Origin of the sequence: Streptococcus taonis (assembly GCF_029948085.1) — a bacterium.
Classification (GTDB): Bacteria; Bacillota; Bacilli; order Lactobacillales; family Streptococcaceae; genus Streptococcus; species Streptococcus taonis.
The window spans coordinates 90473-114127 of record NZ_JARZZP010000001.1 but is presented as its reverse complement, the minus strand read 5'-3'; the positions used below and the strand labels follow the sequence as shown (position 1 = coordinate 114127).

Below are 23655 nucleotides of genomic sequence, written 5' to 3'. Positions count from 1 at the left end.
ATCCATCTGAAAATGCAATGCTATCGAGGTTAACATGAAGAAATTTTTAATGATGCTTTCAGCTATTCTTTCGATTTCAGTTTTGGCATCTTGTGGTCTCAATAAAAATAATAGCAATATAGAACCTTCATCTGCACTATCATCTGTTTCCAAAGACGATAAGACTAGTGCATCAACAGAAGCAAAGACTGAAAATACAAGCGACTCGTCAACCAAGGCGTCACAATCAATTGCTGAAAATAAGAAGGAAACGGGACCAGATTTGTATAAAGAAGTGATTGAACGCTATAATCACTTTACAGACCTTTTAAAACAAGGTAATAGAGAAGATTTATACGCGGAAAATAAACAACACAAGATTGCTTCAGAAGAATATAGCATGATTTTCTCTCGTATGGATTATCAAAATGCACCAGACTTTAAATATGCCCTTCTTGATTTGAATAAGGATGGGCAAGATGAGTTACTTATTGGCGATGAAAAATTTGTTTCAGCCATTTATTATTTGGAAAATCAAAAACCAAACTTACTTCACACAGCTTATGTAGCTTCTGCAGGCGGTTTTCGCTCAGGCTTTGTTATTTACGAAAATGGTCTAGTCTCTTATGCAGACTGGCAGTCAACTCGTCCAGAAATGAACCTGGCTCTATATTCGTTTGATAAAAATGGAGCGCAGAAGATTAAAGAAGCAACTATTCAAATCGGTGGTAATGAAAAAGCAGAGCAAGTTTTAGATATTTCTTCTGAAAAGCTTGATTTGTCTAACATTGACTGGAAAGAATTGAATCCAGCTAATTAGTTTTGAATTATTTTTCTAGTCAATTTTGATTCTTCTGAGCAAGTAATGATGTAGAAATTAAAGTTACACAAAAACCAAGGATGATTGTCCTTGGTTTTTCACTTGCTAGAAAAATGGATTAAAGTTTTTTTCGTGGGCGATAGTCGTAGCCGGACCATGTCCTGGATAGACATCGTAGTTTGGAAGGGTGAAGAGCTGGGTTTGGACACTATGAAGGAGTTGTTCCATACTACCAGTTGGCAAGTCTGTTCGTCCAATAGTTTCACGGAAAAGGGCATCTCCCGTTAAGACCAAGTGTCCATCTGGGAAAACAAATGAAACTCCACCGATAGAATGGCCTGGAGTTGGTAATACAGTAAAGCGGAACTCCTCAATCTGGTATTCCTCATGAAAGACAAAGGTCTGTTCGGCTGGTCTACATACGACATCTGCCATATCGTCGTGTCGAGGAAGGCCAGAAAGATTGTCGACAGGAGTAAAGAGCCAAGCAGCTTCGCTTTCTGCCACATAGACTGGAGGATTTCCATAAGTATCTCTGACCAAGTCAAGACTCATAATATGGTCGTAGTGAGTGTGGGTCAGAAGAATGGCACAGACCGGTTTGTTGATGGTTTCGATAGTCTTGCGAATGGCCTCCCAATGACTACCAGGATCGACTACAATCAGGTGTTGCTCCCCTTCAAGATAATAAGTATTTTCATAGGCGACAGGATTCACAGTTTTATGGATTTTCATAGGATTTCCTCTTTCAAAGAATTTACAATTTCTAGTATAACACAGAAGGACAAAATAAGGAATCGATCAACAAGAAAGTCCCTCCATAAAAGAAGGGACTTTTTAGTACATTAAAAATGATTTTTCCAGGCTTGGAAGCGGGCATCCAGTAGGAGTTGTGTCAGATTTTTTAAGATTTCAACTTGCTCGGGCTCTAGAGTTTGTGCCTGGGAAACTAGTTGTCGAACATGTTCGATCGCGTTTTTTGAAGATAGTTCATTAATGGAGCTAATTCCAGACTCTAGGATGGTTCCAAAGAAGAGATCAAAGTAGAGCTCTAATTCCTCATCGGGAACACTATCCACCCATTCTTTAAGAGTGTCTTTGATTTGGAGACTTTCGCTACTGATGGCCTCTAGTTGGACAAAGTGGTGTCCTTCAGTTAGCCAGCTGAAAGTATTGTGTTGAGCGATACCACCTAAGGCCAGACTGCGCACAACAATAGGAGTATCAGGAACTTCTAGCATCATTCCGATGACAGAACCTTGTGGGACATAACGGTGAAATTTAGGGATAACATCTTGATAACCAGTCGTTTCTGCCAGATGAGCCTGTAAACCAGGAGCATCGTAGGTATAAACTGCTGATATCTTTTCCTGCAAATCAGGCTGGATTTGACTAGCAGCAAAGACGGCTAGATTCCCACCTTTAGAATGCCCAGCAATGAGTACTTTTTGTTTTGGATGTTGTTTAAAGAAATCTTCCAAGTATTCAAGAGCCTGCTTTTGGGCAGGGATTTCCTTCATATAGGTCAGATGGAAATCTTCCTTCCAGCCAATAATACTGTCGTCTGTGCCACGAAAGACAATCAGATAAGTATCTAGGTTCAGACGATAGGTCATAGCAGCGAACTGTTTCTGTTGCTCAGTGTCAATCTCGTTAATAAAGTTTGATAGCTTGCAATTTCTAAAACGTTTGTGTTGGGCAAGCTGGTCTAAAAGTTGCAGACGTTCTTTATTGGTCAACATGGTACTTTCTCGTGGGACACGTGTTGCGACATCGCTTAAACGATTGACGGATTGGTCCAATAAGTCATCAAAAGGAAGATAAGTCAGCTCTGTCAAAGCAAGTACATCCAGTTCATTTAAGGGAAGATCATAAAAAGAATCGTATTGAACATCAGTTAGATAGTCAAAAATATTGGCCATGAGAATTCCTTTCTTAACTTTTATCATATCAGATTTGCATCAATTTCGCTAGTAGTCAGAAGAATTTTGCTATAATATAAAAAAAGGAGGAGCAGATGCACAAGATTTTACTAGTAGAAGATGATCCAGTAATCCGTCAGCAAGTTGGGAAAATGCTTTCCGAATGGGGTTTTGAAGTAGTCATGGTAGAAGACTTTATGGAAGTTCTGACGCTATTTGTTCAGTCTGAGCCTCATCTGGTCCTGATGGATATTGGATTGCCTCTCTTTAATGGTTATCATTGGTGTCAGGAAATTCGCAAGATTTCCAAAGTTCCTATTATGTTTCTGTCTTCAAGAGACCAGGCAATGGACATCGTGATGGCTATTAATATGGGAGCTGACGATTTTGTGACCAAGCCTTTTGACCAGCAGGTCCTTTTAGCTAAGGTACAAGGATTATTGCGCCGCTCTTATGAATTTGGAAGGGATGAAAGTCTCCTAGAATATGCAGGAGTTATCCTCAATACCAAGTCTATGGATGTGCATGTCAATGGAAAAGCTATCAGCCTAACCAAGAATGAATTTCAGATTTTACGAGTTTTATTTGAGCATGCAGGAAATATCGTAGCGCGTGACGACTTGATGCGGGAACTCTGGAACAGTGACTTTTTTATCGATGACAATACCTTATCTGTTAATGTCGCTCGCTTGCGTAAGAAACTGGAGGAAGAAGGTTTGATTGGTTTTATCGAAACTAAGAAAGGGATAGGGTATGGATTGAAACATGCTTGATATTAAAAGTTTTTTTCTAGCTTATATCCGTTCGCGTAGCCGTTTTTTTGCTTTTATTTTATCGTTGACAGGTTTGCTTTTTCTCTTTGAAATCTTGTTTGATAAGCAAGGGCCCTACTTTAACTATTTCTTCTTTCTATCTACATTTTTGACATTTTTGTTTTTGATATTTGATTTCTTGATAGAATTGCAACGTTATCGTAAGGAATTGCTCTATGGCGAAAGAAAAGCTAAGTCACCAATGGAAGTCCTTCTAACTGAAAAATTAGAGAAAAGCGAATCTGAACTCTATCAAAAGAAATCAGATGCTGAAAACCGCTATAATGATTTGGTGGATTACTATACACTCTGGGTTCATCAGATAAAAACACCAATTGCAGCCAGTAAACTCCTAGTGAGTGAGGTGGCAGATCGCCAACTGAAACAACAGTTGGAGCAGGAAATTTTTAAGATTGATTCCTATACCAACCTCGTACTCCAATATCTACGCTTAGAAAGCTTCCATGATGATTTGGTTTTGAAGAAAGAAAATATAGAAGATCTGGTCAAGGAAGTCATTCGCAAATATGCTATTTTCTTTATCCAGAAAGGTCTAAGTGTCGATCTGCATGACTTGGATAGAAGCATTGTTACAGACAAGAAATGGTTGTTGGTAGTCATTGAACAAATCCTGTCAAATAGCCTCAAGTATACTAATGAAGGTGGAATTGAAATCTATATGGACGGTCAGGACCTTTGTATCAAAGATACTGGGATTGGTATCAAAAACAGTGATCGGTTGCGAGTCTTTGAACGTGGATTTTCAGGATATAATGGTCGAATGACCCAGCAGTCATCTGGACTTGGGCTCTATCTAACCCAGAAAATCAGCCAAGAATTAGGACATCAGATTCAAATAGAATCCGAACTCGGGCAAGGAACAACGGTGAGGATTAAGTTCTCTGAAGTGAATTTACTGATTGAATGAAAAGAATTGTGAAGAGCTTGGAAGAAACCTTTCAAGCTCTTCTTTAGACCTTGATATAGTGAGAAAAAAGGCTTCAATTAGATAAAAAATGTAATCTTACAAAAATGTAAGATTAAAGGCCTCTTTTGTAAGGTTATGTTATGGCAAGCCATCTTTTTTTGGAGTAAACTTAGAGCATAAAGAAAAAGGAGAGGAACCATGAAAACAATTTTACAAAAGAAACAAACAAGTAAGCCGAGTCCAAAGGATATCGAGCGAGTTCAAATCGGCATCGAAATGATGCAAGCTCAGTTTCAGTTAATGGGATATTAAAAAGGAGAAGTTAAAATGACACTATTAGATGTAAAACACGTTCAAAAGATTTATAAAACTCGCTTTCAAGGCAACCAAGTAGAAGCCCTGAAAGATATTCACTTTACCGTTGAAAAAGGCGACTACGTTGCTATCATGGGTGAGTCTGGATCTGGTAAATCTACTCTACTCAATATTCTAGCTATGCTTGACAAGCCAACGCGTGGGCAGGTCTTCCTAAACGGAACTGACACAGCTACCATTAAAAACTCTGAAGCATCAAGCTTCCGTCGTGAAAAGTTAGGCTTTGTCTTCCAAGACTTCAATTTGTTAGATACGCTTTCTGTTAAAGACAATATCTTACTCCCTTTGGTATTGTCTAGAAAGCCTATTACAGAAATGATGAAAAAATTGGTCGTGACGGCCGAAAATCTTGGCATCAATCAATTGCAGGAGAAGTACCCTTATGAAATCTCTGGAGGGCAAAAACAACGGGTAGCAGTTGCACGCGCCATCATTACAGAACCTGAAATTCTCCTTGCTGATGAGCCAACAGGAGCTCTAGATTCTAAGTCATCTGCAGCCCTCCTTGATATCTTTGATCAAATCAATGAACAAGGACAAACCATTCTCATGGTGACCCACTCGACAGCTGCGGCCAGCCGTGCTAAACGTGTCCTCTTCATCAAGGACGGCATTCTCTATAATCAAATCTACCGTGGTGAAAAGACTGAACGTCAGATGTTCCAAGAGATCTCTGACACCTTAACTGTTATGGCAAGTGAGGTGAACTAGTATGTTTCGATTAACCAATAAGTTGGCCGTATCCAACTTAATCAAAAACCGCAAACTCTATTATCCGTTTGCTTTGTCTGTCATTTTGGCAGTCACAATTAGCTATCTCTTTTACTCTCTAGCCTTTAATCCTAAAATTGTGGATTTACGTGGTGCATCTGCTATACAATTTACCCTACAACTAGGGCTTGTCGTTGTGACACTTGCATCTGCCATTATCGTTCTTTATGCCAACAGTTTTGTCATGAAAAATCGCTCCAAAGAACTGGGTGTATATGGCATGTTGGGCTTAGAAAAGCGCCATTTGATTGGTATGACCTTTAAGGAACTCTTGATATTTGGGCTAGTAACAGTCACTGCCGGGATTGGAATTGGTGCCCTCTTTGATAATCTGATTTTCGCTTTGCTACTTAAACTTGCAAAGATGAAGGTAGAGTTAGTTGCAACTTTCCAATGGTCTGTAGTGCTTTCAATCCTTCTGGTATTCGGTTTTATCTTTTTAGTCATCGTTTTCCTGAACGCTGTACGCATTATCCGTATGGATGCTCTTCAGCTTTCTAGAGAAAAAGCGAAGGGTGAGAAGAAGGGGCGTTTCCTAGTTCTTCAGACGCTTGTAGGGCTAATTACTCTAGGTGGTGGCTACTACCTAGCACTAAGCGTAACAGATGCTTTCAAAGCTGTCGCTACTTTCTTTATTGCGGTTATGTTAGTTATTGTAGGGACCTATCTCTTATTCAATGCTGGTATTACAGTTTTCTTACAGTTGCTCAAGAAAAACAAGAGATATTACTACCAACCTAATAATCTCATTTCTGTTTCTAACCTTATCTTTCGTATGAAGAAAAATGCTGTCGGATTAGCAACCATTGCCATCCTTTCAACCATGGTTTTGGTTACTATGTCTGCAGCTACTAGTATCTACAACGGATCTGAGAATATGAAAAAACTCATGTATCCTCACGATTTTGATGTTAAGGGACAACATGTAGAAGTTGAGGATTTAGACAAGCTTTTGACTCAATACGCTAGCGAAAAGAACCTAACCATCAGCAATAAGGACGTCCTCAATTATGCAAGTTTCGGTCTTTCGAGTCAAGAGGGGACCAAATTAACCATCTTTGAAAAAGGGCAAAACAATGTCATGCCTAAGACAGTCTTCCTGGTTTTTGACCAAAAAGATTATGAAAAAATGACTGGACAAAAGCTGAACCTTACTGGTAACGAAGTAGGACTTTGGGCTCGAAATGACCAACTTAAAAATCAGAAAGCATTTAGTCTGAACAATCAGAACTATACAATCAAGGAAGCAATCCAGCAGGATTTTATTGCCAATCATGTTTCTAATCCCTATGTACTATTGGTATCGGATTATAACTATCTTGTAGTAGCTGATATTCAAAGTTTTTTGGAACAGTACCAGGATTCAGCTGTATACACACAGCTCTACGGTGGTATGGATGTAACAGCTAGTCTAGAGGAACAGTTAAAGCTATCTGATGATTTTGAGGAGTTTGTAAATAATTTTAGTCATAATCTCAAAAATGAAGACGGCATGGTTTATGGTGGAGGCACTGCAAGTGACGCAATTGCCCAAATGAATGCTCTCTTTGGAGGAGTTCTCTTTATTGGTATTTTCCTCTCTATCATCTTTATGATTGGAACTGTACTCGTTATCTACTATAAACAAATCTCAGAAGGTTATGAGGATCGTGAACGCTTTGTCATCCTACAAAAAGTGGGCTTGGATCAAAAACAAATCAAACAAACCATTAACAAGCAGGTCTTGACTGTTTTCTTCCTCCCTGTAATCTTTGCTTTCCTACACTTGGCTTTTGCCTATCATATGTTAAGTTTGATTCTTAAGGTCATTGGGGTAGTAGATACAGCTATGATGTTAAGTGTAACACTTTCTATTTGTGGTATCTTTGCTTTAGTTTATGTCCTAATCTTTGTGATTACTTCAAGAAGCTATCGTAGAATTGTTCAAATGTAAAAACAGAAACATCAAAAAAGAGAGTGGGACAGAAATCGTTAATTCGTTAGAATTCGATTTCGTTGTCCCACCTCCGCACAGTTGAGTAGGGCTGTAAAAGTTGATGAAATCAGCGTAGTAGAGCCCACTCAACCACTGCGTCTTGCTCGGCAATCCAAAGACAATTGAGAGGCTAGGACTTTTGTCCCAGCCTCTTTTTTAGTAGCTGGGATTTTGTACAGGTTTTATCTCTTATTTCTCAACACGTGATTTGTTGGCGATATCAGCTAGGATTGCTGCTACAAACTCATCATCTTTAAACATTAAAAAGGTATCTACTTTCAGAGGAGATATCGTTTTTCTTCTTCGGATAAGGATACAAAAATTTCTTCCTTTCTCTATCTTTTAAATGAATTGATTTCTTCAGAGAAAGAATGTAAAATTTTTGATATAATATCTAGGATGGACTGATGGATATTTAAAAGATAATGTTCAAAAGAATCAACAGATGCTGTTCTAGCAATTATTATGACCATCTTGATTTTAGAGTTAGAAAAACCAACAACACCAAGTCTTGAAGCTTTTTGGGATTTACGGCAAAATTTCTTTGCTTATTTTCTTTCCTTTTTCTGGTTGGGATCGTTATGGATGACACTAAACACATTATGGGAAAAGGTTGAGAAAATTTCCTCAGAAATTATTTGGTGGAATTTGTTTCTACTCTTGGAGCGGCAGGAGTTCTCTTTGGAGAATTTCATGCCATCCAAGATACCAGTCTGAATGATGTGGTGGACCGGATCTATATAAATGTCAAGGATTTACCGTTTCAGTCCTTGGGAGCTTTAGCTAATATCCTGTCTGATGTTAAGAAGGGACTGATTCAAGACAGTCATATCTGGTCTTTCTTCCAGTCATTTTTCAAACAATATCAGTTGATAATCAGCTTAAATCAGATCTATCAGTTTGTCTATCTTTCTCTGATGGAGATCATGTCCTATCTTCACTTTGATTATTGGAAAAAACGGCTCGGTCAGGAGCTAGTATGAATAAGGAGAACAAATGAGACGTTTAAAAATGTTATGGCATATTATACAGGTTACGGGTTTTACTCGGTTTGCTCTGAGTTTTGTGACCTTTGTTTTTGGGTCAGGAGGCGTGCTTTTCCTAGTTGAACCTGCTATCACAAATTACGGAGACGGTCTTTGGTATGCTTTTGTGACTTCGACGACTGTCGGCTACGGGGATCTCCTAGCTGTGACCTTGATTGGAAGGATTACCAGTGTCTTCTTGACGATTTATGGGCTCATATTTTTTGGCTGTTTATCAGCTGTTATTATTAATTATTATACCGATTTAAATAAGGAAAGAGGAGAGGACAAATGACTGCCAATTATTCAACACGGGAATACCGTGAGAAATTATACGATGACCTTCATGTTCGATTGAGAGATACAGCGATTTTGATGTGTGCAATTTTTATTGCCTCTATCGGTCTAAATATGAATTCAACAGCTGTTATTATTGGAGCCATGTTAATTTCACCTCTCATGACACCGATTGTTGGACTGGGATTCGGTTTAGCTATTTTTGATACGCGTTTAATCAAGCAATCTCTAGAGGTTTTATTGACTCAAGTGTTGGTCAGTTTGCTTGTCTCGACTCTGTATTTCTGGATTTCTCCCTTGTCTTATGCAAGTAGCGAGTTGATCGCACGAACCTCTCCAACCATTTGGGATGTTCTCATTGCTATTGCTGGTGGGATTGCTGGTGTGATCGGTTCAAGGAAAAAAGAAGCAAACAATATCGTGCCAGGAGTAGCCATTGCTACAGCTTTGATGCCGCCTATCTGTACTGCTGGCTATGGTTTAGCTAATGGGAATGTACGATTTTTATTGGGGGCTCTCTATCTTTTCTTGATCAACTGTGTCTTTATCATGCTAACCAATATTGTTGGAACAAGAATTTTAATGAGAAAATCTCCTTTAAGTTCATTTAAAGAGCTAAACATTAAAATGAGAATTGGGCTGATATCCTTGATTGTATTATTGGTTCTTCCAGCCAGCTATTCAGCAGTCACTCTGACGATGGATCAAGCACGAAAAGAAGGGATCAAACAGTTTGTAGAAAATGAGTTCGCCAATCATACGGTCATTAATCAAGTCTACAAGTCAAGTAATAATGAATTGGTCTTGACGGTTGTTGGAGATCCGATTTCAGAAGAAGAATTAGAAACCATTCGCCAAAAACAAGCCTCTTACGGTATTCAATCTGTTCAATTGAAAGTCAAGCAATTCCATAATTCGGCAAAATTAGATAGTGAGACGATTAAGGAATTTTACGAAAACATTGACAAGTATATCGAACAAAAACTCTCTGAAAAAGATTTACAAAACGATCGCGCAAAAGAAAATGAAGCAGACAAGGACTGAGGATAGTCAACTTATCTAACTCATGGAAGCAAATCATGGGAGGATATCCTACACTCAAAAATTAGTGGGTAGAAAGGATTGTTGATGAGGATACTATTTGTGGTGGTTTGATCAATCACTACTAGCTCAGCTTAATCAAAATACAAAAAAGCAACAACTGAAATAGTTGTTGCTTTTTCTTACTGAAAAATGTCTCTCAGATTGTGATCGGTTTATTTCTCAACTCGTGATTTGTTGGCGATATCTGCAAGAATCAATTCTACAAATGCATCTACCGGCATGGTTTCTGTTTCTTTTTGACCATAACGGCGAACGTTTACGGCTTGCTCTTCCATTTCCTTGTCACCAACGATCAATTGGTAAGGAATTTTTTGAGTTTGAGAAGCACGAATCTTGAACTGCATTTTCTCATTGCGTTCATCCACATCAGCACGGACACCACGGTCACGGAGTTTCTTAGCTACTTCCCAAGCGTAGTCCACGTGTTTTTCGTTAGATACTGGGATAAGGGTTACTTGGTGTGGTGCAAGCCATGTTGGGAAGGCACCCTTGTAGTTCTCAATCAAGATCGCTGTGAAGCGTTCCATAGTTGAGATAACCCCACGGTGAATCATAACTGGACGGTGTTCTTCACCATCAGCTCCGATATATTTAAGGTCGAAGCGTTCTGGGAGCAAGAAGTCAAGCTGGATTGTAGAAAGAGTTTCTTCTTTACCAAGAGCTGTCTTAACTTGGATATCCAATTTTGGTCCGTAGAAGGCTGCTTCCCCTTCAGCTTCAAAGTAGTCAAGTCCCATGTCATCCATAGCTGATTTCAACATACGTTGAGCATTTTCCCACATTTCATCATTATCAAAATATTTGTGAGTATCTTGAGGATCACGATATGATAAACGGAAACGATAGTCAGTCAAGTTGAAATCTTCGTAAACATCTATAATCAATTGAAGCGTACGTTGGAACTCATCTTTAATTTGTTCAGGTGTTACGAAAGTGTGACCGTCATTAAGTGACATTTCACGTACACGTTGAAGCCCTGTGAGAGCACCAGATTTTTCATAGCGGTGCATCATACCGATTTCAGCAATACGGATTGGCAATTCACGGTAAGAGTGAACGTGGTGTTTAAAGACTTCGATATGGTGAGGACAGTTCATTGGACGAAGAACGAATTCTTCCCCGTCTCCCATATCCATAGTAGGGAACATATCTTCACGGTAGTGATCCCAGTGACCAGAAGTCTTGTAAAGTTCTACTGAGGCAATTGGTGGAGTGTAGACGTGTTGGTAACCAGCAGCGATTTCCTTGTCGACGATGTAGCGCTCTAATTCACGACGGATAGTAGCCCCATTTGGCAACCAGAACGGAAGCCCTTGTCCAACTTCTTGAGAAATCATGAAGAGGTCAAGCTCTTTACCAAGTTTACGGTGGTCACGTTCCTTAGCTTCTTCACGCATTTGAAGGTAGTTTTTCAAGTCTTTCTTGTCGAACCAAGCTGTACCGTAAATACGTTGCATCATAGCATTGTCGCTATTTCCACGCCAGTAAGCACCAGCTACGTTAAGAAGGTGGAAGATTTGAATACGACCAGTTGAAGGCACGTGAGGGCCACGGCAGAGGTCAACGTACTCACCTTGACGGTAGATGGTCAAGCCACCCTCATCTTCTGAGTGTTCTTCGATCAATTCTAACTTGTATGGATCGTTTTTGAAAATTTCACGCGCTTCATCTTTAGTCACTTCCTCACGAATAGATGGGAAGTTTTCTTTAACGATTTTTTGCATTTCTTCTTCGATACGAGGAAGATCTTCGTTAGATATTTGACCAGCTTGGTTGTCTGTATCGTAGTAGAAACCATCTTCAATAGCTGGACCGACACCCAAGTGGATATCTGGGAAGAGACGACGAGCAGCTTGGGCAAACAAGTGTGCAGCCGAGTGACGCAAGATTGGAAGGGCATCTTCGTGATCAGGTGTCACGATTTCGATGCTTCCATCTTCAGTGATAGCACGAGTAGTGTCGATGAGTTTGCCATTGAATTTACCAGCAAGAGCTTTTTTAGCTAGGGAATTGCTGATAGATTGGGCAATTTCAAAAGTAGTAACGCCAGATTCGAATTCACGAACAGCGCCATCTGGGAAAGTAATTTTGATCATGGTATTCTCCTTTTTCCATAGTTTCTATGCATTGACTTTTTATTAGCAGCCTACTTCCTAGTTTTAATGTTCAACTGCTTTTCTTTATCAGAGAGGAAGTTTTCCATTTCCGTCAGGATGTCTATATCCAAACGTTGAGAAAGTTCTACTAGCCACCAGATATTTTCTGAAAGTTTATGTTCCAGTGTGTAGGGTGTTTCATCATAGTAGCGTCCTTGCTTGGTCATCACTAATCGTTGGAAATTTCCAATATCATTCGATAAAGCCAAGAGGTCTTCTTCTACCGTCCACTTGGAATCATGATGCTTAACTTCCAGATCATGATAAGCTTGTCGGATTGCCCAACTGCGTTCCACTAATTCTTGCAACTCCATGGTTAGTCTCCTCATAAAAAAATTGCGACATCCAAAAAGGACGTCGCAACGTGGTTCCACCTTCATTTATGTTCCTCAAAAAAGAGGGACACCTCTGATTGGCTCTAACGTGGCCACCGTTTTATGTTTGCATAAAAGTTAGTAGAGTAGTATCAGTTTAGGCTTCCTATGCGTTCTCAGCAACCACGCACTCTCTGGTAGAAAGGGGCTAAGTGACTTGTCTCTATGCATTATTATAGCATGATTGTGAGATTTTTCAAGGATTTTGTGAAAGTTTTTTCCTTTTCAGTTTTTGCACTAGATTCTTAATAGCGGCACCGACAGCCATACCCGCGAGGGCAAAGATTTCATAGGCTAGGAAGTAGAGAAGGATAAATTCTCCGAAAGTAATGATGGTAAAGCAAAAGAGCAAGCCAACTCCAATTAACCACCAAACTGAGAATTTGAAACGATAAGAGTAGAATAGTGATACTATGAAAGTCACCAGTGGAGAGAAGATAATAACGTTGCCGATGGTGAGCTCCTTCAAGATATAGTTTTTAGTAATAGTCCATAATAACAGCTCATAAAGTGGCCAATAAAAGAAAAATATGACCAGATAGTAGGGGAGATATTGCGAGAATTTACGCATGGTAATCACCTCTCTTTTTAAGATGTCAACTTAGATATCCTTCCTATAACTATTATAGCACTTTTGCGGTAAGAATAGTAAATCAGTTGACAAAGAACTTAGTTATTGGTAGAATAGGAATTGTCGTAAAGACAAATAACTTCTTCTTGGTTACAGGCATGCCAACCTGTCACTCGGATGAAGCCAGATAAAAAGGAGAAACATCATGGCAATCTCAAAAGAGAAAAAAAATGAAATCATTGCACAATATGCACGTCACGAAGGTGATACAGGTTCAGTAGAGGTTCAAGTTGCTGTCCTTACTTGGGAAATCAACCACCTTAACGAACACATCAAACAACACAAAAAAGACCACGCTACTTACCGTGGATTGATGAAGAAAATCGGTCGCCGTCGTAACTTGCTTGCATACTTGCGTAAAAACGACGTTAACCGTTACCGTGAGTTGATCAACTCTCTTGGACTTCGTCGTTAATCTTGCGTCTAAAACGTTTCTATACTTCGTTGGCTTCGCCTCGATGTACCATCAGTACAATCTTCGGCTTGCCGCCTAGTCTATAAATGTTTTATCCAGCAAGAATCAAGCTCTCTGACTTCAGGGAGCTTTTTTATTGAGGTTTTATCGGCCACAATTTTGGAGACTACAAAAACCAAAACACGGTTCTATCTTAAAGACACCAAAGTTTTATCGGCCACAATTTTGGAGACTACAAAAACATATCTATTACCAAACCTTACCTCCCATGTGTTTTATCGGCCACAATTTTGGAGACTACAAAAACTCCTTTGTGAATTCCCAACCCAGCTTCTCAGTTTTATCGGCCACAATTTTGGAGACTACAAAAACTTGGAACAACGTTAGCCTTCACTCCGTTAGGGTTTTATCGGCCACAATTTTGGAGACTACAAAAACTATGGTCAATACGAGCAATCGCTAAGTTAGGTTTTATCGGCCACAATTTTGGAGACTACAAAAACTAGCACCCTGTTGAATAGCTCCGATTACGGGGTTTTATCGGCCACAATTTTGGAGACTACAAAAACCTCAAATGGTAGTAGTCTGCAAGACCCTCGGAGAGCCCACACTTTACGAAGTAAAGTATAGTATGTTATACTTTACATGGAAGTAGTCACCGAATTCCAGTTAGAAATTACTTTGTAACTACGTTTTGAGGAGGAGTAAAATGCTTTCCTACGTTCGACATTACCCATTAGCGATAGCTAAATTAATGTGTCTGTGCTCTCCTAAAATCTGCTGATTTATTACTGACTAATACAGGAGGTTTTTATGGGACAGACAATCATATCTGCTATTGGTGTTTATATTTCCACCAGTATCGATTATTTAATTATTTTATTTATTTTATTTGCACAGCTATCACAGAATAAACAAAAATGGCATATTTATGCGGGGCAATATCTAGGCACAGGCTTACTTATAGGGGCGAGTTTAGTTGCTGCTTATGTCGTTAATTTCGTGCCTGAAGAATGGATGGTTGGATTGCTTGGTTTAATCCCTATCTATTTAGGGATTCGCTTTGCAATTGTTGGAGAAGGTGAGGAAGAAGAGGAAGAAATTATTGAAAGATTAGAACAAAGCAAGGCAAATCAACTGTTTTGGACAGTTACATTGTTGACAATTGCGTCTGGTGGAGATAATTTAGGTATCTATATACCTTATTTTGCTTCGTTAGATTGGTCACAGACACTCGTGGCGTTGCTTGTGTTTGCAATCGGCATAATTATCTTTTGCGAGCTTAGTCGTGTGCTATCCTCTATGCCGTTAATATCCGAGACAATTGAAAAATATGAGCGAATCATTGTGCCCTTAGTATTCATTCTACTTGGACTATACATCATGTATGAAAATGGCACGATAGAGACTTTTCTGATCGTGGAGATTTTTTAGTTTACTAGGATTTTAGCCCATGATCAAATCAGCCCTCTGACTTCAGAGGGCTTTTTTGTGTGCATTTTTCTAGTCTTGCTCATGATTTAGAAATGTGGTATACTGTTTATTAAAATTGTCAAAATTTTTAATCTTTGTTAAAGGAGGGGTTCATGCTTTCCAAATTTTATGGAAACCATCAAAACCTGCGATATGTTTTTCTCCTAGCTCTGTTGCTCGGAGCTTTGGGTGTCTCTCTGTTTCTAGCTGTTTCTATGGGGTCTGTTCAGATTAGCTTGAGTGATACTTATAGAATTATTTTAAGTAAGTTGGGGGCCCCTCTGGATATAGGAGACCTTTCGAAGTCTACACTTGCTATTGTTTGGAATATGAGATTACCACGGGTTTTTCTTGGTTTGATAGTTGGTGCAGGCCTTTCCATGTGTGGTAGCGTCATGCAGTCAACAGTCAATAATCCAATCGCAGAACCTTATGTTTTAGGAATTTCAGCTGGGGCAACCTTTGGTGCGACTTTGAGCATCATTCTCGGGTTTAAGGTCATGATTGGTCTTGGCTCTTTCCTTGGAGCGCTTGTGGCAACAGTTGCAGTCCTTCTGATTGCTTCCATGCAAGGCAGGATGACAACTTCAAGCCTGATTTTATCAGGGACAGTTGTGAATGCACTATTTTTGGCTTTTTCAAACTTTATTATCTCAATTGGCGCTAATGCTGATAGTGTCATGACCATCAAGTTTTGGACCATGGGTTCTTTAGCGGGGACTTCCTGGGCTCACTTAACCTTGCCAACTATAATCGTGGGAATTGCTTTTTTATTTTTCTCTACCCAATATCGTGTTTTTAATGCTATGATGATGGGTGATGAGGCAGCCTTGACCTTGGGGATTCCCCTACGTTTTTATTGGTATCTCTATGTGACGATTGTGGCTGTGCTGACAGCTATCTTGGTATCAAGCTGTGGGATTATCGGCTTCGTTGGTCTTATTACCCCACATTTGGCGAGAAGTTTGGTGGGTACAAACTACAGAAGGCTTTTTCCGATAGCAACCTTGCTCGGTGCTCTCTTTGTTATTTGGGCAGATGTTCTTGCTCGTGTTTTGATTCAAAATGCTGAGCTGCCGATTGGTATTTTCACAGCCCTAGTAGGTGCACCTTTCTTTATCTATATGGTTGGAAGTAGACGAAGGGAGGTGAAGGTCTGATATGGACTTAATGTGCCAGGATATTCACTTTGGAATCGGAGAAAAAAAGATTCTCAAAGGAGTCTCGCTCAAACTGGAGGGCAAGCAATTTCATACCATTTTGGGACCCAATGGAAGTGGGAAGACTAGCTTGCTGAAACTCCTCTATCGACAGGAAAAGCCTGATCAAGGTTTGATTTCTCTAGATGGAAAACCCTTGGAACAAATGAGCGTCAAGGAAACGGCAAAGCAGATGGCAGTTGTCACGCAGTTTAATCAGTTACAATTTGATTGTAAGGTTGAGGAAATCGTCATGCTGGGCAGAACACCCCATCTCTCTTTCTTACAAAAGGAAAAAGAAAAAGACTTTGCCTTGGTTGAGGATGCTCTGGTCAAGGTAGATATGTTCGAGAAAAGAAATCGACTCTACTCTTCTCTGTCAGGAGGAGAGAAGCAGCGGGTTTTGTTGGCACGCGCCTTGGCACAAGAACCGACTCTTCTGCTCTTAGACGAACCGACCAATCATTTGGATATCAAGTACCAGCTAGACTTGTTAACCATTGTCAAACATCTCCATATCAATGTGCTAGCAGTATTACACGATATTCAGCTGGCTTGTCGTTATTCAGACTATCTCTATCTGATGAAAGAAGGAGAAATTGTTTACCAAGGGACTCCAAAAGAGACCATCACACCAGAGTCTTTGCAGGATGTCTATGGTGTCCAAAGTAGGGTTACTTGGACGGAAGACCAGCAAGCCATGATTCACTATTTATAAAAAATGAAAAGGAAAACAAACATGAAAAAATCAATCAGTATTTTGCTCCTAACAGTAGCTACCTTAACTTTAGCAGCTTGTGGAAATAGTACAACAGAAAAAGCTACCACACAATCAAGCGCAGAGACAAGTCAAAAATCTACTACAGAAACCAGCTACCCTGTAACTATCAAAACTTATGATGCTAAAGGAAATGAAGTCGAACAAGTCTTTGAAAAGGCTCCTGAAAAGGTCATCACTAACAATCTTTCAACAACTGAAATTCTACTTGAACTTGGTTTGAAGGATAAAATTGCCGGTATGCTCAATCCTGATAATGCCGTAACTGGTAAATACAAGGAAGCAATTGAAGCCATCCCTCATATTGGTGATAAAAAATCAGTCTCACAAGAAACAGTTCTTTCTTATGAACCAGATGCCTTGATGGGCCGCAACATGATGTTTTCTGAAAAGTCAATGGGAACCATTAGTGCTTGGAATGAAAATAAAATCCCTGTTTATACGCAAAAAGCTTCACTTTCAACTATCCAACAAGATTTAGGAAATATCGTAGAAGATGTGAAGAATCTTGGTACCATTTTCAATGTCCAAGACAAGGCGAATCAATACGCAGAACAATTACAAGCTAAAATCGATGTGGTTAAAAAAGCCAACCCAGAAACACAGGGTGAAAAGAAAAAAGCTCTGATTATGGTTGCTTATAACGACGAAACCTTTGGTGCTTACAAGTCAGCCCTACAAGAAAGTTTGCTCAACCAACTTGGTTATACTAATGTCGCAACAGGAACTTCTGGCTTGACCTTGGAAAATCTAGTATCAATGGATCCAGAGTTGATTATCTATGTAACTAGTGACCGCAATCAAAAGTTGGATGAAAAAGCAGTGGATTTGATGAAGGCAAATGCTGTTTTGGAAAATGTCCCAGCAATCAAGAACCAAAAAATCATGACCATCTCTTACGATGAGTTGATGGATTACGGTCCTGCAGTGATTGATTCCCTTGAAAAAATCAATGACTTTATCAAGAAATAAGGAGTTTAACTGGGAAGGGATTCAGGTAAGGGTCAGCCTTCCTTCAACCTATGACTCTAAACAAGCCTACCCAGTTGTACTTTTAAATGATGGACAATTGGACTATTTGTCAGACCTATCCCAATCTGTGATTTTGGTGGGCTTGATTCCAGAAAACCGTCTGGATGACTTTACACCCTGGCAGTCTAAGTCTTTGAAAGAAGGGGCCCCAGATTTTGGTGGGAAGGTAGATGCATACCATCAGAAGCTCTTTCAAGAGATTCTAGCAACTCTGCAAAAGGACTACTTGATTGATGAAAGTCGGATTGCCTATGGTGGCTATTCACTGGGGGGGCTTGCTGCTGTCTATAGTCTCTATAGTAGTCATCTACCTGTGACCTGTATCTTTTCTATCTGTGGTTCCTTCTGGTATCCTGATTTTACAGAATTTTGCAGGGAACATGACCTGATACAGAGTCAAAGTCTGATTTATCTGCAAAATGGTCTGACAGAAGGTTCCAATCATTCCAACCGCCTGTCTAAGGCTCCTATTTTTGCAAGGGAAGTACATGATTTGATATCAGAGAAAGTTCCCTCAACATATTCCACCTTTGATGCTTATGGGCATCATGAAGCTCTTGAGCAACGCTATCATCATTTTTGTGATTGGCTGAGAGAAGAGTGGAAGCTTACGTGAAAATCTAATACTCTTTGTTTAGGATGGACAGAGAGTATTTTTCTTGTCTTTATTCGGGCAGATTTTGAATTTACTGAAATTTCCGTGGGTTTATCTAAATCGAAAGTTTAACTGTAATGCATCAAAATGTGGTATAATGAGTAGATAGAATCGAGGATATTATGTCATTTACGAAATTTAAATTTAAAAAATATATAGAAGAAGCTTTGGAGGAGTTGAAGTTTACGACTCCTACTGAGGTGCAGGATAAGTTAATTCCCATTGTTTTGGCAGGTCGTGACTTGGTCGGTGAATCAAAAACAGGTTCAGGAAAGACTCATACTTTCTTGCTTCCAATTTTCCAACAGTTGGATGAAGAGAGCGATAGCGTGCAGGCAGTTATCACAGCTCCGAGTCGTGAGTTAGCAACACAGATTTACCAAGCAGCTCGTCAGATTGCAGGCCATTCAGAAGTAGAAATTCGTGTTGTTAACTATGTTGGTGGTACAGACAAGGCCCGCCAAATTGAAAAACTGGCAAGCAACCAGCCCCATATCGTCATTGGAACACCAGGTCGTATCTATGATTTGGTAAAATCGGGTGATTTGGCTATCCACAAGGCTAAGACCTTTGTAGTCGATGAAGCTGATATGACTCTAGATATGGGATTCTTGGAGACGGTTGATAAGATTGCAGGAAGTCTTCCGAAAGACTTGCAGTTCATGGTCTTTTCAGCGACTATCCCACAAAAATTGCAACCATTCTTGAAAAAATACTTGTCTAATCCAGTTATGGAAAAAATCAAGACCAAAACAGTTATCTCAGATACCATTGATAACTGGTTGATTTCGACTAAAGGTCGTGACAAGAATGCCCAGATTTATGAATTGACTCAAGTCATGCAGCCATATCTTGCCATGATTTTTGTCAATACCAAGACTCGTGCAGATGAATTGCATGCTTACTTAACAGCTCAAGGCTTGAAAGTAGCTAAGATTCATGGAGATATTGCTCCTCGTGAGCGCAAACGGATCATGAATCAGGTCAAGAACCTTGATTTTGAGTACATCGTTGCGACTGACTTGGCTGCGCGTGGGATTGACATTGAGGGGGTCAGTCACGTCATTAACGATGCCATTCCACAAGACTTGTCCTTCTTTGTCCACCGTGTTGGACGAACTGGACGTAATGGTCTGCCTGGTACAGCCATTACCCTTTACCAGCCTAGTGACGACTCAGATATTCGTGAGTTAGAGAAACTAGGAATCAAGTTTGTGCCTAAGATGGTTAAAGACGGAGAATTCCAAGATACCTATGACCGCGATCGTCGTGCCAATCGTGAGAAGAAACAAGAAAAATTGGACATCGAAATGATTGGCTTGGTTAAAAAGAAAAAGAAAAAAGTCAAACCAGGATATAAGAAAAAAATCCAGTGGGCTGTCGATGAAAAACGTCGTAAAGCCAAGCGAGCAGAAGGTCGTGCTCGTGGACGTGCAGAGCGAAAAGCTAAGCGCCAGACATTCTAAGAATGAAACAGTAGGACCAAGTTGGTTTTACTGTTTTTTTGAGCAATTAAGATTAGTTTTGTGAGATTGTGTCCGATAATGCTTCCTACTTGTAGTTCAGGCTTGTTCGATAATAGCAGAGTAGTGAGAAGAATGGTATAAAGAACAATTAAGAAAGTACCTAAATTGTTAAAAGTTCTTAAGGGCAGAAGAAGATTAAGATTTTTAGTTGTTAAAATGTTGTCAAAGTAAAATAAAAAGCCTAAGAAACATTGGTTTCTAGGGCTTTTTTAAGTTTGTTAATTCTACTCCCACTCAACGACTAAATAAGCGCTTGTAATCGTTGATATAACAGTATTTTTAGCTTGTTGCTATGATTTTGGAGACAGTTTTGGAGACTCTCTCAGTAATGCTTGATTTCCGTTGAAATTGATTTTAGTATTTTCCGCATATCGTATATTGATTAATCCAGTCATTTCATTTGCAAGTTCCTTATCAACACCTGACCACATATGAGCATAATGTTTTAAAGTAATTTCTGGGCTAGAGTGTCCAAGTCGTTTAGAGACAATCAGAACAGAAGCATTAAGTTCATTGATGAGATAAGAAGCATGAGAATGTCGAAGTCCTTTTGCTTGAATCAAAGGTACGTTTGCCAATTTGGCATAACGTTTGATGATACGTGAAATGGTTGACTTGAGCATTGGGTTGCCATCATAGCTTAAAACAAAATTTACCTTTCCTAGTTTTGACTGACGTTCTTTCCACGCTTTCAAAATTTGAATTGTATCATCATCTAATGAAATGATACGGAGTCCGGAATCTGTTTTAGTATGATTTTGCCTTTGCCAATTATTTTTATTTAACATAATCAGCATATGAGATACTCTAAGCTCCTTTTTGTCAAAATCAATGTCATTCCACCAGATAGCCGTTCCTTCGTTTACACGTACACCAGTGCAAAAATAGAGCCATAGCATAACGAAGCATAGATGCTCGTAGAAATCAGAGATACAAATATTACTGATAACTTCTTCAAAGTCATTTTTCGTCCAATATTCAGCGACAGTTTTTCCTTTTGGAATAGCTTTTACTTTCAATGAAACATTTTTCTGTAGATACTGCATATCCACAGCGAAATCCAATGACTTTCTAAAAGTACCGAATGTAAGACCAGCATATGCTTGCGAATAGTTAGCACCTTTTTTAGATAATAACCATGTTCTGAAATTTTGAATTTCGCGAACAGTTATATCTTTAAGCTTTTTTTTTCTAAATCGATTGATAATGAGCTTAATGACTGGCTTGCGAGTAGCATAAGTATGCTCACTTACTTCTGACTGATAGTAAGGTAAATAAACTGTATTCATATACTGCTCATATGTCATATCATAATTATAGTAGCCTTCTGATTGAAGATAATCACTCTTTATCCTAATAGCTTCTGTATAGGCTTCTTTTGCAGTAGTAAACTTTTTCCCATTCGAGTTTCTTCGACCTTTTTTCTTAATACGTTTACCAGTGATTTTATCGTTTCCTAGACTTACTTCATAGTAGAATTGCCCTTTGTTATCAATATACACATCTTGGAAGCTTGTTTTGGCCATAAATTACCTACTTTCTATTCATTCAGCAGTAACTTAAAGCCAAGAACCTTTTCAACAGCAGAAATAGGTACCGTTCCGAGTCGCCTATTGCTATATAAAGTATACCCCTGTTTTACCATATTTAGTTTTGTTTGTCGAATAATTTGTTGTGCGGTTGCTTTTGGATAACCGAGATTAACTAAATCGTTGTAAGTAATAGTATGATTATTCATATTGTTGTACCTCTTGAAATTATTAAAAACTTATGAGATAATAGCAACAACAAAGGTGGTTGTTGACTATTTTTGTTTTGAGTGGTGGTTATCATTGTTAGTTTGGTCGCTGGCATTGATAACCTTTTTTGGTTTATTCCATTGCATGTTTTGAATCACTTGTTTTACAAGTTTGTTGGTTGCTTCGTTTCTGTCATATTGTCCAATTTCTGAGAACTTGAAAGAATAGTATCTGGGTTCATACCAAGAAACATTGACTTTTGGAGTTGGAGGAGTATGTTTTAAAGGGATTGACAGACGAAACACATCTTCTATTTGAACCAGATAATCAATCCGCCGTACAAATTGCCCAAGGTCTTCTCCAATACTTCCTTTCGCATGTTCAAAAAATCTAATTGGTTCATTCGTATTAGTGATAATGATGACTTTAGCTGCCCCCATCTTATTGTGATATCTTGCTGAAATTGGGCTAATCATGTAAGGGTCTAATAATTTTAGCCAATCCGATACGGTTAAGCTGTCTCCTTTTATATCATCAAGGAACAAAATTTCTTGACCATTATACTCATCAAAAGCATTAGTGGAAGCTGTTACACAGTAATCCCAAGTTTGACCGTATTTAAGAGCTATATCCTGCAATAATGTTATCAGTTTTTTGCTGTACAGTGTTTTTCCTGCTCCACTTTCAGCATTGATAAAAAGGATTGTTTTTTTGAATTTTCCTGATTCAAGCTCAGCAATTGTTCGATAACATTTTCGTTCCCCAGCTGTATCTAAAGCTTCGTTTATTTTTCGTTTATGTTGCCCATAAATAGCGTAATACTCATCCGTAAGCATGATATTACTTTTAGTCACTTCGCCAGCTAATATTTGTTCAATTAGCCAATCAATACTAAGATTCGTTTCCTTAGCTTTTTTTGTTGCTCGACCTTTAACCCACGTTTTCATGCTTCGATGGTAAATACTGGTATAATCTTCACCTTTAACTGTCACAACTTCGTCAGGTTGGTATTGGTATTTGGTTTCATCTTTTGCATGAACTAAGTAAGCTAAACAGTTATCGTACCCATAGCGCCCTGATTTAAGTTTTTCAAGATATTGTGATTCGACTCCAATAGCGAGAGCAATCTTTGATAATGAAGCACCAGTCTCAAATTTGAAGAGAAAGTGAATATGTTCAGTTTTCTTTTCGTTCACATTCCTCATCAATTCTTGATTCCAAATACTTATTTCATCTTTATCATGTTTAATACCATATGCTTCTTTAACAGGAATATCAGCTTTATTTAACTTGTCAGTCACTGCTTCAAGTAAGGGACGTATATTATCTTCTCTAGCTAACTTTACAGGTGTTTTGTTATCCCAAGTTTGCCAATATTCATCTTCTAATTGTTGAACTAGCATAATGGCAGTGAGATTAGCTTCTTTTTTTGTCATTATTAAGATAGTCCTTTTTAATTATTCTTTCAACTATTCCCTAAATAAAATAGGATTTATACATTGCTCGAGACCTCACAAATTCCTAATTTATCTAGCTTTTTGCTATGCACGGCACTTGACAAGCCCAGTGCCGTGCAGGCGTTGGAATAGTTAGAGTTAGTTTTGTTTCATCTCTTCGAGATGACCGACCTCGTGACTCGTCGGCTTCGTCAAGAATCATTTAATTTAAC

General features: G+C 39.0%; 24 protein-coding genes and 1 CRISPR repeat array. Of the genes, 16 read left to right on the top strand and 8 right to left on the bottom strand.

Features of this window, described 5'->3' with window-relative positions; translation table 11 throughout:
• Positions 1–34 precede the first annotated feature (34 nt).
• Positions 35–799 (top strand): hypothetical protein, encoded by a 765-nt coding sequence (locus QEZ38_RS00500; RefSeq protein WP_281334647.1) that lies wholly within the window; start codon positions 35–37, stop codon positions 797–799.
• Between the two features lie 105 nt (positions 800–904).
• Here the strand turns inward: QEZ38_RS00500 and QEZ38_RS00495 are convergent, their stop codons facing one another.
• The gene (locus tag QEZ38_RS00495; RefSeq protein WP_281334646.1) at positions 905–1534 is read right to left on the bottom strand and encodes an MBL fold metallo-hydrolase; all 630 of its coding nucleotides are present in this window, start codon (positions 1532–1534) and stop codon (positions 905–907) included.
• Between the two features lie 110 nt (positions 1535–1644).
• Positions 1645–2721 carry a DUF2974 domain-containing protein gene (locus tag QEZ38_RS00490; protein ID WP_281334702.1) on the bottom strand — a complete coding sequence of 359 codons (1077 nt, stop codon included), beginning with the start codon at positions 2719–2721 and terminating at the stop codon, positions 1645–1647.
• Between the two features lie 95 nt (positions 2722–2816).
• Here QEZ38_RS00490 and QEZ38_RS00485 point away from each other — a divergent pair, with 95 nt between their 5' ends.
• From QEZ38_RS00485 to QEZ38_RS00450, 8 genes are all read left to right on the top strand, one after another.
• Positions 2817–3494 carry a response regulator transcription factor gene (locus QEZ38_RS00485; RefSeq protein WP_000548968.1) on the top strand — a complete coding sequence of 226 codons (678 nt, stop codon included), beginning with the start codon at positions 2817–2819 and terminating at the stop codon, positions 3492–3494.
• On the top strand, positions 3487–4461 hold the full coding sequence (locus QEZ38_RS00480) for a sensor histidine kinase (protein ID WP_281334645.1): 975 nt from the start codon (positions 3487–3489) through the stop codon (positions 4459–4461). The genes QEZ38_RS00485 and QEZ38_RS00480 overlap by 8 nt, the downstream gene beginning before the upstream one ends.
• A 327-nt stretch (positions 4462–4788) precedes the next feature.
• Entirely contained in the window at positions 4789–5547 is a 759-nt protein-coding gene (locus QEZ38_RS00475) for an ABC transporter ATP-binding protein (protein ID WP_281334644.1), read from the top strand.
• Between the two features lies 1 nt (position 5548).
• Positions 5549–7540: an ABC transporter permease gene (locus QEZ38_RS00470; protein ID WP_281334643.1), complete on the top strand. Its 1992-nt coding sequence runs from the start codon at positions 5549–5551 to the stop codon at positions 7538–7540.
• A 507-nt stretch (positions 7541–8047) separates the two neighbouring features.
• Positions 8048–8299 (top strand): TMEM175 family protein, encoded by a 252-nt coding sequence (locus QEZ38_RS00465; protein WP_281334642.1) that lies wholly within the window; start codon positions 8048–8050, stop codon positions 8297–8299.
• Entirely contained in the window at positions 8224–8565 is a 342-nt protein-coding gene (locus tag QEZ38_RS00460; protein WP_000397556.1) for a hypothetical protein, read from the top strand. The genes QEZ38_RS00465 and QEZ38_RS00460 overlap by 76 nt, the downstream gene beginning before the upstream one ends.
• Before the next feature lie 13 nt (positions 8566–8578).
• Entirely contained in the window at positions 8579–8902 is a 324-nt protein-coding gene (locus QEZ38_RS00455; RefSeq protein WP_001253404.1) for a potassium channel family protein, read from the top strand.
• Positions 8899–9948 carry a DUF389 domain-containing protein gene (locus QEZ38_RS00450; RefSeq protein WP_281334641.1) on the top strand — a complete coding sequence of 350 codons (1050 nt, stop codon included), beginning with the start codon at positions 8899–8901 and terminating at the stop codon, positions 9946–9948. The genes QEZ38_RS00455 and QEZ38_RS00450 overlap by 4 nt, the downstream gene beginning before the upstream one ends.
• A 212-nt stretch (positions 9949–10160) precedes the next feature.
• On the opposite strand, the gene thrS is transcribed toward QEZ38_RS00450, so the two are convergent.
• The 3 genes from thrS to QEZ38_RS00435 form a co-directional block, all read right to left on the bottom strand.
• Positions 10161–12104, bottom strand: a complete 1944-nt coding sequence (thrS, locus tag QEZ38_RS00445) for a threonine--tRNA ligase (RefSeq protein ID WP_281334640.1) — start codon at positions 12102–12104, stop codon at positions 10161–10163.
• Between the two features lie 50 nt (positions 12105–12154).
• A complete protein-coding gene (locus QEZ38_RS00440; protein ID WP_004251229.1) occupies positions 12155–12478 on the bottom strand; it encodes a MazG-like protein in 324 nt (107 codons plus the stop codon).
• 256 nt (positions 12479–12734) lie between these two features.
• The gene (locus QEZ38_RS00435; protein ID WP_281334639.1) at positions 12735–13109 is read right to left on the bottom strand and encodes a hypothetical protein; all 375 of its coding nucleotides are present in this window, start codon (positions 13107–13109) and stop codon (positions 12735–12737) included.
• Positions 13110–13314: 205 nt separating this feature from the next.
• On the opposite strand from QEZ38_RS00435, the gene rpsO reads away from it, so the two are divergent.
• The 7 genes from rpsO (at position 13315) to QEZ38_RS00400 (ending at position 20187) form a co-directional block, all read left to right on the top strand.
• Positions 13315–13584, top strand: a complete 270-nt coding sequence (rpsO, locus tag QEZ38_RS00430) for a 30S ribosomal protein S15 (protein ID WP_001018251.1) — start codon at positions 13315–13317, stop codon at positions 13582–13584.
• Between the two features lie 141 nt (positions 13585–13725).
• Positions 13726–14153: direct repeats of the CRISPR family, unit length 35 nt; unit sequence GTTTTATCGGCCACAATTTTGGAGACTACAAAAAC.
• A gap of 244 nt (positions 14154–14397) precedes the next feature.
• Positions 14398–15018, top strand: coding sequence for a CadD family cadmium resistance transporter (locus QEZ38_RS00425; protein ID WP_281334638.1), 621 nt, complete (start codon positions 14398–14400; stop codon positions 15016–15018).
• A 152-nt stretch (positions 15019–15170) separates the two neighbouring features.
• Complete coding sequence (locus tag QEZ38_RS00420) at positions 15171–16217, top strand: FecCD family ABC transporter permease (RefSeq protein WP_281334637.1); 1047 nt, start codon at positions 15171–15173, stop codon at positions 16215–16217.
• 1 nt (position 16218) lies between these two features.
• Complete coding sequence (locus tag QEZ38_RS00415) at positions 16219–16974, top strand: ABC transporter ATP-binding protein (RefSeq protein ID WP_281334636.1); 756 nt, start codon at positions 16219–16221, stop codon at positions 16972–16974.
• A 21-nt stretch (positions 16975–16995) separates the two neighbouring features.
• Positions 16996–18006, top strand: coding sequence for an ABC transporter substrate-binding protein (locus QEZ38_RS00410; protein WP_281334635.1), 1011 nt, complete (start codon positions 16996–16998; stop codon positions 18004–18006).
• Entirely contained in the window at positions 17987–18682 is a 696-nt protein-coding gene (locus QEZ38_RS00405; protein WP_281334634.1) for an alpha/beta hydrolase-fold protein, read from the top strand. The genes QEZ38_RS00410 and QEZ38_RS00405 overlap by 20 nt, the downstream gene beginning before the upstream one ends.
• Positions 18683–18843: 161 nt before the next feature.
• The gene (locus QEZ38_RS00400; protein ID WP_281334633.1) at positions 18844–20187 is read left to right on the top strand and encodes a DEAD/DEAH box helicase; all 1344 of its coding nucleotides are present in this window, start codon (positions 18844–18846) and stop codon (positions 20185–20187) included.
• Between the two features lie 350 nt (positions 20188–20537).
• On the opposite strand, the gene QEZ38_RS00395 is transcribed toward QEZ38_RS00400, so the two are convergent.
• From QEZ38_RS00395 to QEZ38_RS00385, 3 genes are all read right to left on the bottom strand, one after another.
• Complete coding sequence (locus QEZ38_RS00395) at positions 20538–21773, bottom strand: tyrosine-type recombinase/integrase (protein ID WP_281334632.1); 1236 nt, start codon at positions 21771–21773, stop codon at positions 20538–20540.
• A gap of 14 nt (positions 21774–21787) precedes the next feature.
• Positions 21788–21985, bottom strand: coding sequence for a DUF3173 domain-containing protein (locus QEZ38_RS00390; protein WP_281334631.1), 198 nt, complete (start codon positions 21983–21985; stop codon positions 21788–21790).
• A 66-nt stretch (positions 21986–22051) separates the two neighbouring features.
• Entirely contained in the window at positions 22052–23422 is a 1371-nt protein-coding gene (locus QEZ38_RS00385) for a Rep family protein (RefSeq protein WP_281334630.1), read from the bottom strand.
• Positions 23423–23655: the final 233 nt, after the last annotated feature.